Raw genomic sequence first — 11,349 nt, 5'->3', positions numbered from 1 at the left:
AAGTCCTGGACGCCGACACGGTGGAATGGTTCAAGGAAAACGGCGGCCTCACCCGGGCCAACGGCGATACCTTCCGGGCGGAGCTGCTCTCGCGCGGAAACAGCCGGGATCCCTTGGAATCCTTCCGCGCCTTCCGGGGACGCGACGCCGAACTGGAGCCCCTCCTCAAGCGCCGCGGCCTCGAGTAACACGCCGCTTGCCGGGTCGACGGGGTTTCGACAAGCTCAACCACCAAACGACGGCGGCGGGTCACCCGAAGGTGACCCGCCGCCGTCGCGGGTTGTTGCGCGAAGGCAGGTACTGGTCCGGCAGCTTGCGTAAAAGGGGCCCTGCGTCCCCGCTCGCCGCGAAGCGGCTTAGCGGGACGTGGGGAATAGCAAGCAGAGGATCAGGACTTGCCGAAAGGCAGGAAACTTACACGACGGCGGCGGCGCGCTGGGCGGGGTTGCCGGACTTGAAGATGCCGGAGCCGACGAACACGCCGTCAGCGCCGAGCTGCATCATCATGGCGGCGTCGGCCGGGGTGGCGATGCCGCCGGCGGTGAAGAGCACCACGGGGAGCTTGCCGGTGGCGGCAACTTCCTTGACCAGTTCGTACGGGGCCTGCAGTTCCTTCGCGGCGACGTACAGCTCGTCTTCAGGCATGGATGAGAGCTTGGCGATTTCCGCGCGGATCTTGCGCATGTGGCCCGTGGCGTTGGAGACGTCGCCGGTACCGGCTTCACCCTTGGAACGGATCATCGCGGCACCTTCGTTGATGCGGCGCAGGGCCTCACCGAGGTTGGTGGCACCACAGACGAAGGGAACGGTGAAGTTCCACTTGTCGATGTGGTTGATGTAGTCGGCCGGGGTGAGGACCTCGGACTCGTCGATGTAGTCGACGCCGAGGGACTGCAGGACCTGGGCTTCGACGAAGTGGCCGATGCGGGCCTTGGCCATGACCGGGATGGACACGGCTTCGATGATCTGGTCGATCATGTCCGGATCGGACATACGGGACACGCCGCCCTGGGCGCGGATGTCAGCGGGAACACGTTCGAGGGCCATGACGGCCACGGCACCGGCATCTTCGGCGATGCGGGCCTGCTCGACGTTGACAACGTCCATGATGACGCCGCCCTTGAGCATCTCAGCCATGCCCCGCTTAACGCGGCTGCTGCCCGTCACGGATGCTGCGGACGAGCCGGCTTCGTTGCTTACATCAGGTGTAGACACAAAAACCCCTATGGGTAGATAGAAGACCTTCTGCCCGGGGCGCACGCGGATGGGAGCCACTCAAAGCGCGCCGGATTTCCAGGTCGTATTTGACCAAGTACTTCCAATACTAGTCCCCTGCGGCGGGGCGCTTGCACTTCGTGACCCGGGGCCCGAAACGGCCCGCAACATGCCTCGTGGTCAGGCCTATCGAGCGGCGAGGGACGCTCAGGCGGAGGCGCCGCCGTCGACGGCTGCGAGGGCCTGCCGCCGCACGGCAGCCATGCGCTGCACCACCGTCACGGCGGTGGCGACGGCGAGGGCCACGAGTGTCACGAACAGCACCACGGGCGGCAGGCCGAGGCCGGTCAGGCCGGTCAGGAGCAACACGGAAATGAGCCGCTCGGCACGTTCGGCGATACCGACGTTGGCGTGGAAGCCCAGCGACTCCGCCTTCGCCCTCGCGTAGGAGACCACCATGCCCAGCACCAGGCAGGCGAGCGAGGCGAGGGCAATGGGACGGTCCGCGCCTCCGGTGAAGAACCAGATGGATACCCCGGCGAAGATGGCACCGTCGGCGATGCGGTCCAGCGTGGAATCGAGGAAGTTTCCCCAGGTCCCGCTGCGGCCTTGTTCACGGGCCATGATCCCGTCGATGACATCCGACAGGGCGAACACGGCAATCAGCAGGGATCCCCACCAGAGCTCGCCCAGCGGGTACAGCACAAGCGCGCCGAGGACGACGCCGGCCGTGCCGACGATGGTGACGGCGTCCGGGGAGACGCCTCGTTTGAGAAGGAAGCGGGCAATGGGCGCGAAGAGCGCGGTGAAGAAACCGCGGGCGTGCCTATTAAGCATCCGTCTCCCCGGGCCATGCGTCGGCGACCTGCTGCCGTACCTCGTCCAGCGTCTGGGTGATGGCCTTGGTCTGGGCGATGATCGGGAAGAAGTTGCCGTCGCCGCCCCACCGTGGAACCACATGCTGGTGCAGGTGCGCGGCGATGCCGGCACCCCCGGTGACGCCCTGGTTCATGCCCAGGTTGAAACCGCTGGGGTTGGCCACTTTCCGCAGGACCCGCATGGCCGTCTGCGTCAGCTCTGCCATCTCGGCCGTTTCCTCCACGGTGATATCCGTGTAGTCGGGCACGTGGCGGTAGGGGCAGACCAGCAGGTGGCCGGGGTTGTACGGGAACAGGTTGAGCACCACGAAGCATGTCCGGCCGCGATACACAATCAGCGACTCTTCGTCACTGCGGGCCGGCGCCACGCAGAAGGGGCAATCTTCCTTGTTCTCGAACTGCTGCTGGCCGCCCTTGATGTAGGCCATGCGGTGCGGAGTCCACAGGCGCTGGAAGGCGTCGGGGACGCCTGCCAGGCCGAAGTCGTCGGTTACTTCGGCATCGCCGGGATAATCAGGGCTCACGCCTGTGTCCTCCTGCACTGTTCTCCTGACGTGGACGCTGGCCGCGGATCAGCTCTCGCGGTTCGCCACGGCGTCGACGATCCGGCGGACGGCCTCGGCAACGGGCACGCCGTTGTCCTGGCTGCCGTCGCGGAAACGGAACGACACCGCACCGGCTTCAGCGTCCTCGCCGCCGGCGATCAGGACGAAAGGAATCTTGTCCTTGCTGGCGGTGCGGATCTTCTTCGGGAAACGGTCCGAGGAAATGTCGACCTCGGCACGGATCCCCGCAGCCTTCAGCTGGTCCACGACGTCGAACATGTAGTCGTTGAACGCTTCAGCAACCGGGATACCGACCACCTGGACCGGCGCGAGCCAGGCCGGGAACGCGCCTGCGTAGTGCTCGGTGAGCACGCCCATGAAGCGTTCCACGGAGCCGAACAGTGCGCGGTGGATCATGACCGGGCGCTGGCGGGTGCCGTCGGCGGCCTGGTACTCCAGTTCGAAGCGCTCCGGCAGATTGAAGTCCAACTGGATGGTGGACATCTGCCAGGTGCGGCCCAGGGCGTCCTTGGCCTGCACGGAGATCTTCGGACCGTAGAAGGCCGCTCCACCCGGATCCGGAACGAGTTCCAGGCCGGATGCGTCGGCTACCTCGGCCAGGGTGCGGGTCGCTTCCTCCCAGATGGCATCGTCGCCGACGAACTTTTCATCGTTCCTGGTGGACAGTTCCAGGTAGAAGTCATCCAGCCCGTAATCCTTCAGGAGGCCCAGGACGAAGTTCAGGGTGGAGGTGAGCTCGTCCTTCATCTGCTCTTTGGTGCAGTAGATGTGGGCGTCGTCCTGGGTCATGCCACGCACACGGGTCAGGCCGTGCACCACGCCGGACTTCTCGTAGCGGTACACCGAGCCGAACTCGAAGAGCCGCAGCGGCAGTTCACGGTAGGAGCGGCCGCGCGAACGGAAGATGAGGTTGTGCATGGGGCAGTTCATCGGCTTCAGGTAGTAGTTCTGGCCGGGCTTGCGCACGGTGCCGTCCTCATTCAGTTCGGCATCCACGTGCATCGCGGGGAACATGCCGTCGCGGTACCAGTCAAGGTGGCCGGAGACCTCGTAGAGGTGACCCTTGGTGATGTGCGGGGTGTAGACGAACTCGTAGCCGGCATCCACGTGGCGCTGGCGCGAGTAGTCCTCCATGGCCTTGCGGATGATGCCGCCCTTGGGGTGGAACACGGGCAGGCCCGAGCCAAGCTCGTCCGGGAAGGAGAACAGGTCCAGTTCCGCGCCGAGCTTGCGGTGGTCGCGGCGCTCGGCTTCGGCGATGCGTTCCTGGTACGCCTTGAGGGCATCCTTGGTGGGCCAGGCGGTGCCGTAGATGCGCTGCAACTGCTGGTTGTTCTGGTTGCCCAGCCAGTAGGCCGCCGAGGAGCGGGTCAGGGCGAAGGCATTGGAAATCAGCTTGGTGTTGGGCAGGTGCGGACCGCGGCAGAGATCGCACCAGACCGTGTCGCCGCTCTTGCGGTCCACGTTGTCGTAGATGGTGATGTCTCCGGCACCGACCTCGACGTTGACGCCTTCGCCGGCGTCGGAGGCGTCATTCTTCTTGCCGAGCAGTTCGAGCTTGTAGGGCTCGTTCTTCATTGCCTCGCGGGCTTCGTCCTCGCTTACCACACGGCGCACGAACTTCTGGTTCTGGTTGATGATCTTCTGCATCATCTTCTCGAGGGTGCGCAGGTCCTCCGGGGTGAAGGGCTCGGCAACGTCGAAGTCGAAGTAGAAGCCGTCGGTGATGTACGGGCCGATGCCCAGCTTCGCGTCGGGGCGCAGCTGCTGCACGGCCTGTGCCATGACGTGGGCGGTGGAGTGCCGGAGGACGTTGAGTCCGTCCGGGGAGTCGATGGTGACGCCTTCGACGTCCGCACCTTCGGGCAGCGGCTGGTCGAGGTCCTTGAGTTCACCGTTCACCCGGGCAACGACGACGTCGCGCCGTTCAAAGAAGAGCTCCGCCCCGGTGGTCCCCTCCGTCACCTTGGTCTCTTCGCCATCGACGATGAGGGTGATCTGCTGGGCATCTGACACGGGGGTCTCCTATTCATTGTTAAGGCTTCATAGCTTGTGGCGTACGGGGACCACAGCCAGCCACCGTCCATCGTATCGGTTCGGCGGGAGGGGTCCAAAGCTGCTGGAAAGGGCGTGCCGGAGGCCGGGCCCGGGCCCCGCGAAAGGGCCTTGGAGCAAGCGCGAGGGGTGGACGGCCGGGATGCGGCGGAGCAGGATGGTGGCATGAGCACCCATGACGCATTCCTGAAGCAGGCAAGCATCACGGCAACGGAGGCCACCTTGGTGGCCCGCTTTGAGATCAACGGCAGTATCCCGGGTTCAGGCGCCTACGTAGTGGGCCTTATGGCCGCCACACCGGACTATTCCTCCCAGCGCAGGCTTGGCGTTGAATTCATGAACGGCGAAGCGATCGCCTTCTTCGCCTTCAACCACGACCAAGGCACCGAGGAAAACTACGATCTCAACGGCGTTGAGCACTCCGGCAGTACCATCACCGCGAGATTCCCGATTTCAGCCATCAACGGCCTGGCCGAGGGACACGTGATCACTGCCTTCAGCGAAGCGGATGGACGGGAATTCCAGTCAGGCGTTCCCGTCGACGAAAGCCTCTAAGCCACCGGACCCCGGCGCCGAACGTCATGTGACGTCCGGCGCTTGGTCTTGCGCCTGGGAATAGCTCGCCGCGGGGTACCGTTGATGCGAGTAGTTCATAACAAAGGCGACAGGAGAAATCCGTGGACTTCACCCCCGAATCCGGCACCATCACCATGTTCTCGACCACCTGGTGCGGCTACTGCAAGCGGCTGAAGAAGCAGCTGGACGTCCAGGGCATCGGCTACACCGAGATCAACATCGAAGAGGTCGAAGGAACTGCCGAAATCGTGGAGAAGATCAACGGCGGAAACCGCACAGTTCCCACGGTCCTCTTCCCGGACGGAACCGCCGCCACCAACCCGTCGGCTGCCGAAATCGCCGAGCGCCTCGCTGCCTAGCGCGCCTTCTGACATAGCGCAGCTTCTGGCTAGCGCAGCCCCTTAAGCGCAAACAGCCCTGCCCTGGCGGATGCCGCCGGGGCAGGGTTGTTTAACGCCCAATTAGGAAAGCAAGGTCCGGAAGTCGCCGTCGCGCAGTTCCGCGTGTTCGGCATAGGCCTTGATGATGGCTTCCTCGACGGCGGGAACGTCCAGCCCGGGCAGCAGGTCGTCCGCGGCGCCGGCGGTGGCCGGGTCCCAGTCGAGCCCCAGCGCGTCATAGCTCGCTGTCAGGACCTCGCGGATAGGCGCGGAATCCTGGACCACCACCACGGAGCTGAAGAGCCACGCCCCGGACACCACGCGCTGTGCGGTCCCGATCAGCTTGACCTTATGGGCCGGGAACTCGGGATCCACGCCGTGCACGCTGAACTCGCCCGGGCAGTACTCCCCCGGGATTTCGCCGACGGCGGCGTGCAGGCCGACGCTGCGCAGCGCGGCCGCCAGCGTCTCGCCGAAGTACGCGAAGCGCGCCTTCGCACCGGCGATCGCGTCCTGGTGCGGCTCCACATGGTCCACCACGAGGGTGCCTTCGTGGTAGGCCGCTGCCCGTCCACCGGCCTTGCGGACCAGCGGCTCGAAGCCAAGGTCGCGGCAGGCCTGCGCGGCGGCGTCGAAACCCGGAAGCTTGGCATCACGCTGGCCGAAGGCCACGGTGGGCTTGGGGCGGTACAGCCTCAGCGTCGCCTCCAGCTCGCCGTGGCGCGCACGGTTGAGCAACTCGATCCCGAAGTCGAGGTCCTCCGCAGCGCCCAGTGATTCGCCCTGCCGCATGACCGTCAAGGCTCCGCGGCCGGCTGCCGGCGCGGCCATCAGCTGCGCCTCAGGGTGAGGATCTGCTCGGCCCGGCCGAAGGGCCCGGCGAGGTCGTGCAGCACGGTGGAGGTCAGACCGATGCCGTCGGCGCCGAAGGACACCTTGTTGTCCAGGCCGAGCCAGTCCCCGGACGGCTCCCGGTACATGTGGATCTGGAGGTCCAGGTTGGGGAACAAGTAGCTGTTCTTCCCGGGCGAGACCCGGGCCGCGATCCCGTTGGCGGTATCCACGAGTCCCATGAGGCGCGCGAAGTCGGTGCTGTCACCGGCGTCGGTCAGCGGCACCCCCGTGTGGATCCAGACCTTGCCCGAACCGGCGCGGTGGCCTTCAGCGATGCGCATCTCCAAGGACCGGATGTAGCCACCCGGCCACACACTGGCCCCGTCCCAGGGTTTGCATTCGTCCGGCGGCGGCATGGTCTCGTCTTCGATGGCCGCTACGGCGCTGGTGTCGCTGGTGACCAGCCGCCACGCGGTGGCACGGATGGCCGTCCTGCCACCGGCCGTGAGCTCCGCCTGGATCAGTTCGATGGTCTTGCCGGGGCGCAGGGTGGTGCTGGTGATCGCGAACTCGCCGCCGGGAATCAGGCCGAGGATTTCATAGCTGATCCGGGCAAGGCGCATGTCCTCGCGCGGAGCATGCCGCAGGAGTGCTTCGGCGAGGATTCCGGAAGCAGGCGCCATGTGCTGTTCGTGGGGGTTCCAGGCCCCCTGCGCGTGGATCGTGGAACGGTAGCGACCGCCGCCAAGGGACTCGTAGTAAAAGTTGCCTTCCGCGAGTTCAGGAAGCTCAGTGCTCACGCCTGCCCTTTCACCGCCCGCCTGCCGGGCCGTCGTCGTTGCTGGAACTCAGACCACTGTATCCCCTGCCGGCGCGGCCTCTGCCGCCAATGCCGCGCGCCGACGTCGGTGGATCACGACGGCAAGGACAACGGCGGCGGCCAGCGCCAGGAGAAGCACTCCCGTCACGGGCGAGCCGGCCACCAGCGCCAGCCAGGCATCGATCGCGGCGAAGCCGATTGTCGCGTACAGCAGCGCCCAGACGGCCGAACCGGCGACGGCGGCAGGGAGATAGCGCCGCAACGGCATGACTGCGGCACCCGCGGCGAAGTTGATGGCGGTCTGGACACCGACGGTCAGGAAGGAAAGCACGACGGCGAACGGTCCCCAGCGCTGGATCAGCGCCTGTGCCCTGGCTGCTTTGGATCCGTGGAAGCGGGCGGCGAAGCGGCTCCGTTCGACGCCGGCCGCGGCGCCCCTGCCGATCCAATAGGTGACATTGACGCGGATCATCACGATGCCGAACAGGATGGCCAAAGCCGCCCCGAACGGCAGCTTCAGAATGTCGTCCACGATGCTGCCTCCCAGCCGGTCGAACCAGCCACTTTGAACCTCCCGATTTCCGTTGACCGCGCCTGCTGGCAGACCTACGCTGAGGTGTCAGCGCAAAGGAGCCACCATGAAACGCCTTGCTGCCGTCCTGGCAGCCCTTGCTTTGCTTCCTCTGACTGCTCCCCCGGCCGGGGCCCAGCCCAGCATGTACCACACCATCCATTCCAGCCACGGTTCAGCGAACGTGGATGCAATCAACGGGTGCGGACGGGTGGAAATCTTTCTCTCTTCCAGTGTCTCAGCTTTTGCAAGCCAGCCCGGCCCGGTCAACAAACAGGGGTTGACGGGCGTCTTCGTCCGGGTGTCGGATCTCTGCGCCGATGCTGATGGCGTGGCCGCTGCCGCCGCCCCGGGCGGAACAGTCCTGTTCCAGGCCGACGGGCAGAACTTCGCGCCGCTGACCGTTGACCCGCGGCTCGAGTCCGCATCGCTCAGCACGGAGCTGGCCGGCACGGACGGGAACGGCAATCCGGTGACGATCCGGCTGAGTGCGGCATGGACCGGCGTCGGGCCCTTGGAACACAGCACGGTGAGCAGCCACGAACTGTTCCCCGGCACCGGGACCGTCAGTTCCGCGGACAACAACCTGCGTCGCGCGGCGATCGCAACGGTAAGCGTCGAGGCCGGTGGGGTGTCGGCCGCGGGCACGGATGCCGACGCCGTGCTGGAACGGGTGAAAGCGCACTGTATCGAAGTGGCCCGGCCGGGCGTGGAAGAATTTTTCCCGTGCTTCGGGTTCCCCGGCTAGGGGCGGAAAGCTGCTAACTTTGGCCCAGGGACATTTCGCGGCTGTACGTCCAAGGAGGTTTTCTTCTGATCCGGGTCATCAGCTACAACCTCCGCAAGCACAGGGCCAGCAATGAGCTGATCCAGCTTGCCTGCGATTTCGAACTCGACGCCCTGTGCCTGCAGGAATGCGATGCCGCCGATCTTCCCACAACCCTCGGACCGCTGCGGCTGGCCGATGCCACCAAGGGGAACCGGCTCGGCCTGGCCATCTACTACCGTGCCGAGCGCTTCACGCCGTTGGAGAGCAAATCCTTCGCGTTGCAGAAATCCATCCACGACCGCGTCTTGGCACCCGCGCACGAGCGGCTTCTCGGCACCCGCATGGCGGACCATAACACCGGCCACGAACTGGTCATCGCCTCTTTCCACGCCGCTCCGCTGACGGCGTCGAATTCACTGCGGCGCAAGCAGATCCAGGCCGCGCATGAAGAACTCATGGCCATGGGCGACAAGCTCATGACGCTCATGGTGGGCGATTTCAACTATCCCTTCTTCACGGACAAGCTGCATGCGCACGTGAAGAATTCGGGCTATTCAGTGAGCTTGAGCGACCGCAAGACCTACCTGCGGTACAAGGTCTTCCGCGGCCACTTCGATTTCGCCACGTCCACCGGCCTGGAAATCAGCAAGGTGGAGACCCTTCCACAGGGCAGGTCCGACCACCTGCCGATCATGGTCACCGCCGAATACGGCCGGGAACCGGCAGTCCTGGCCGGCTAGCTGCCCTTTTGCGCTAGTCACCGCCTTTACGCTCGACGGCGAAATCGCCTCCGGGGTAAAGGATCGTTTCGTGCCCGTCGTCGAAGCGGACGAAATAGGGCGGCGCTCCGTTCTCGCCTTTGACTTCAAGAATTTCTCCGTGACGATCATTGGCGCCTACGGTCCTGCCCCGGATGATGATCCGGTCTCCCTGGGAAGCCTCCACGGCAACCACCTCCGTACATCAGCGTAGGAGCCTGCGGACGCCATGGGAATGGCTTCCGCAGGCTGGCGCACCAGCTCCTAGGTAGGTAGACTGGGCTACCTACCTAGGAAGGATGCGCGTCATGCCCGACACGAAGCAGGCCGCCAACGCAGGAAGCCGGCCCAAGCCTGCACGCGATGCGCTGATGGCGGCCGCCGCACGGCGCTTTTACGCCGATGGCCTGGCCGGTACAGGCATTGATGCCATCACTGCTGAGGCCGGCGTCGCCAAGAAGAGCCTTTACAACAACTTTTCGTCCAAGGCAGAACTCGTGGCGGCATACCTCGAAGCCCGGCATGCGGAATGGTTGGAGCTATACCGCAGGCGCCTCGGGAAGGCCGGCGACGCGAAAGAGCGGATCCTCGCCGTCTTCGATGCCTACGCCGACCATGCGCGCTTTGCCTACGACAACGGCTTCCGCGGCTGCGGCCTCCTCAACGCCGCCGCGGAACTCCCCGCCGGCGATCCCGGCCGCGAAGCCGTGCGCAAACACAAGGAGGAGGTCGAAGCCATCCTTGCTGGACACTTGGCAGAGTTGACTGCACACCGCTCCCGCGCCGCGCTGATGGCCCGCCACCTGTCGTTCCTCCTGGAAGGCTCAATGGCCCGTGCAGGACTTGAAGGCAACGAGCAATGCCTCCTGGACTCCCGGCGCCTCGCCGTAGACCTGCTCGAGTCACTGTGACCGGCGCCGGACACGGCTGGGCCGCCGCCGCAATCCTCTTCGCTTCCGTTCTCTGGGGAACCACCGGAACTGCCGCCAGCTTCGCGCCCGAGGTCGGCTCCCTGGCCATCGGCGCCGCCGCAATGGGGGTCGGCGGGCTGCTCCAGGCAGCGATCGCCGCCCGTGCCATTGCGGCCTTCCGCTCCGCACTCGGCAGCCAGTGGGCCATGGTGGCCCTGGGGGCGGTGGCTGTCGCCGCCTATCCCCTCGCCTTCTATTCCTCCATGCGCCTTGCCGGCGTCGCCGTCGGGACGGTGGTTTCGTTGGGATCCGCTCCCCTCGCCTCCGCCGTCATCGAACGGCTGGCGGACAAGCGTGCCTTCACCGCGCGCTGGGCGCTTGGTGCCACCCTTGGCCTGTGCGGAGCCACGCTGCTTTGCTTCGCCGGACCGGTACATGGCACCGCCGGCAACGTGGCACCTGCCTGGGGCACGGGCGCCGGCATAGCCCTCGGACTGCTTGCCGGGGCGAGCTATGCCGTCTATTCCTGGGCAGCCCACCGCCTGATCAGCGGCGGCATCCCGTCCAGGGCAGTCATGGGTGCAGTCTTCGGCGCGGGCGGCCTGCTCCTGATGCCGGTACTCCTGGCCACCGGGGCTCCCCTGCTGGCCTCCTGGCAGAATTTCACGGTGGGCGCCTACATGGCCGTGGTGCCGATGTTCACCGGCTACGTCCTGTTCGGCTGGGGGCTGGGCCGGGTGGGAGCAAGTACGGCGACCGCGTTGACCTTGTCCGAAATCGTCGTGGCCGCTGCCCTGGCAGTCCTCGTGGTGGGCGAGCAGCTTCCCGCACTGGCCTGGGCGGGTGCCGCGCTCATCACCGGCAGCCTTTTCGTCCTCACACTTCCGGCTCCCGCGCGCCGGGCTTCTCTCCAGGAGGACGCGTCCGACGACGGGCGGCAGCTTCCGCAGGCAGCCGGCCGCAGCTAAGGTGCAGGCCGCCGTTGCGGACGTCGCGCACTCGGCCGGATGCCGCCC

The 11,349-nt window shown here is 66.0% G+C and carries 15 protein-coding genes and 1 pseudogene; 7 read left to right on the top strand and 9 right to left on the bottom strand.

Annotated elements, in window-relative coordinates; translation table 11 throughout:
- The coding region (locus BIU82_RS03755; protein ID WP_139146494.1) for a M3 family metallopeptidase at positions 1–188 on the top strand (188 nt) is incomplete at its 5' end.
- Between the two features lie 229 nt (positions 189–417).
- Here BIU82_RS03755 and pdxS read toward each other — a convergent pair.
- The 4 genes and pseudogenes from pdxS to thrS all read right to left on the bottom strand — a co-directional run.
- A pseudogene (pdxS, locus tag BIU82_RS03750) lies at positions 418–1,215 on the bottom strand (pyridoxal 5'-phosphate synthase lyase subunit PdxS); the annotation flags it as partial.
- Between the two features lie 207 nt (positions 1,216–1,422).
- The gene (gene pgsA, locus BIU82_RS03745) at positions 1,423–2,052 is read right to left on the bottom strand and encodes a phosphatidylinositol phosphate synthase (protein WP_070348127.1); all 630 of its coding nucleotides are present in this window, start codon (positions 2,050–2,052) and stop codon (positions 1,423–1,425) included.
- On the bottom strand, positions 2,045–2,635 hold the full coding sequence (locus BIU82_RS03740) for an HIT domain-containing protein (protein ID WP_070348126.1): 591 nt from the start codon (positions 2,633–2,635) through the stop codon (positions 2,045–2,047). Before BIU82_RS03740 ends, pgsA begins: the two co-directional genes overlap by 8 nt.
- Before the next feature lie 30 nt (positions 2,636–2,665).
- The gene (thrS, locus tag BIU82_RS03735) at positions 2,666–4,675 is read right to left on the bottom strand and encodes a threonine--tRNA ligase (protein WP_070348125.1); all 2,010 of its coding nucleotides are present in this window, start codon (positions 4,673–4,675) and stop codon (positions 2,666–2,668) included.
- A 204-nt stretch (positions 4,676–4,879) separates the two neighbouring features.
- On the opposite strand from thrS, the gene BIU82_RS03730 reads away from it, so the two are divergent.
- Entirely contained in the window at positions 4,880–5,269 is a 390-nt protein-coding gene (locus BIU82_RS03730) for a hypothetical protein (protein ID WP_070348124.1), read from the top strand.
- A 122-nt stretch (positions 5,270–5,391) separates the two neighbouring features.
- Positions 5,392–5,649 (top strand): mycoredoxin, encoded by a 258-nt coding sequence (locus BIU82_RS03725; RefSeq protein WP_070348123.1) that lies wholly within the window; start codon positions 5,392–5,394, stop codon positions 5,647–5,649.
- A 102-nt stretch (positions 5,650–5,751) separates the two neighbouring features.
- On the opposite strand, the gene BIU82_RS03720 is transcribed toward BIU82_RS03725, so the two are convergent.
- From BIU82_RS03720 to BIU82_RS03710, 3 genes are read right to left on the bottom strand one after another with little or no spacing between them, the layout of a single operon-like run.
- The gene (locus BIU82_RS03720) at positions 5,752–6,501 is read right to left on the bottom strand and encodes a lipoate--protein ligase family protein (protein ID WP_070348122.1); all 750 of its coding nucleotides are present in this window, start codon (positions 6,499–6,501) and stop codon (positions 5,752–5,754) included.
- On the bottom strand, positions 6,501–7,304 hold the full coding sequence (locus BIU82_RS03715) for a thioesterase family protein (protein ID WP_070348121.1): 804 nt from the start codon (positions 7,302–7,304) through the stop codon (positions 6,501–6,503). The genes BIU82_RS03720 and BIU82_RS03715 overlap by 1 nt, the downstream gene beginning before the upstream one ends.
- Before the next feature lie 48 nt (positions 7,305–7,352).
- Positions 7,353–7,856: a VTT domain-containing protein gene (locus tag BIU82_RS03710; RefSeq protein WP_070348120.1), complete on the bottom strand. Its 504-nt coding sequence runs from the start codon at positions 7,854–7,856 to the stop codon at positions 7,353–7,355.
- Between the two features lie 106 nt (positions 7,857–7,962).
- On the opposite strand from BIU82_RS03710, the gene BIU82_RS03705 reads away from it, so the two are divergent.
- Positions 7,963–8,643 (top strand): hypothetical protein, encoded by a 681-nt coding sequence (locus tag BIU82_RS03705; RefSeq protein WP_070348119.1) that lies wholly within the window; start codon positions 7,963–7,965, stop codon positions 8,641–8,643.
- Here the strand turns inward: BIU82_RS03705 and BIU82_RS20120 are convergent.
- Entirely contained in the window at positions 8,640–8,960 is a 321-nt protein-coding gene (locus tag BIU82_RS20120; RefSeq protein WP_253182674.1) for a hypothetical protein, read from the bottom strand. The genes BIU82_RS03705 and BIU82_RS20120 overlap by 4 nt on opposite strands.
- Here BIU82_RS20120 and BIU82_RS03700 point away from each other — a divergent pair.
- Positions 8,847–9,404, top strand: coding sequence for an endonuclease/exonuclease/phosphatase family protein (locus BIU82_RS03700; RefSeq protein WP_253182675.1), 558 nt, complete (start codon positions 8,847–8,849; stop codon positions 9,402–9,404). The genes BIU82_RS20120 and BIU82_RS03700 overlap by 114 nt on opposite strands.
- Positions 9,405–9,417: 13 nt before the next feature.
- On the opposite strand, the gene BIU82_RS19255 is transcribed toward BIU82_RS03700, so the two are convergent.
- Positions 9,418–9,609: a DUF1918 domain-containing protein gene (locus tag BIU82_RS19255; RefSeq protein ID WP_074466404.1), complete on the bottom strand. Its 192-nt coding sequence runs from the start codon at positions 9,607–9,609 to the stop codon at positions 9,418–9,420.
- 121 nt (positions 9,610–9,730) lie between these two features.
- Between BIU82_RS19255 and BIU82_RS03695 the strand changes: the two genes are divergently transcribed.
- A complete protein-coding gene (locus tag BIU82_RS03695; protein WP_070348138.1) occupies positions 9,731–10,333 on the top strand; it encodes a TetR/AcrR family transcriptional regulator in 603 nt (200 codons plus the stop codon).
- Positions 10,330–11,301, top strand: coding sequence for a DMT family transporter (locus tag BIU82_RS03690; RefSeq protein ID WP_070348117.1), 972 nt, complete (start codon positions 10,330–10,332; stop codon positions 11,299–11,301). The genes BIU82_RS03695 and BIU82_RS03690 overlap by 4 nt, the downstream gene beginning before the upstream one ends.
- The last annotated feature ends 48 nt before the right edge of the window (positions 11,302–11,349 follow it).

Source organism: Arthrobacter sp. SW1, from assembly GCF_001766675.1.
Taxonomy (GTDB): domain Bacteria; phylum Actinomycetota; class Actinomycetes; order Actinomycetales; family Micrococcaceae; genus Arthrobacter.
The sequence above is the reverse complement of the archived record's forward strand: the minus strand, read 5'-3'. Positions and strand labels throughout refer to the sequence as shown.

Excerpts from the sequence above, each read along its gene's own strand:
- BIU82_RS03730 (WP_070348124.1), top strand. The coding sequence starts at position 4,880 with ATGAGCACCCATGACGCATTCCTGAAGCAGGCAAGCATCACGGCAACG.
- BIU82_RS03720 (WP_070348122.1), bottom strand. The coding sequence starts at position 6,501 with ATGGCCGCGCCGGCAGCCGGCCGCGGAGCCTTGACGGTCATGCGGCAG.
- BIU82_RS03695 (WP_070348138.1), top strand. The coding sequence starts at position 9,731 with ATGCCCGACACGAAGCAGGCCGCCAACGCAGGAAGCCGGCCCAAGCCT.
- pgsA (WP_070348127.1), bottom strand. The coding sequence starts at position 2,052 with ATGCTTAATAGGCACGCCCGCGGTTTCTTCACCGCGCTCTTCGCGCCC.
- BIU82_RS03705 (WP_070348119.1), top strand. The coding sequence starts at position 7,963 with ATGAAACGCCTTGCTGCCGTCCTGGCAGCCCTTGCTTTGCTTCCTCTG.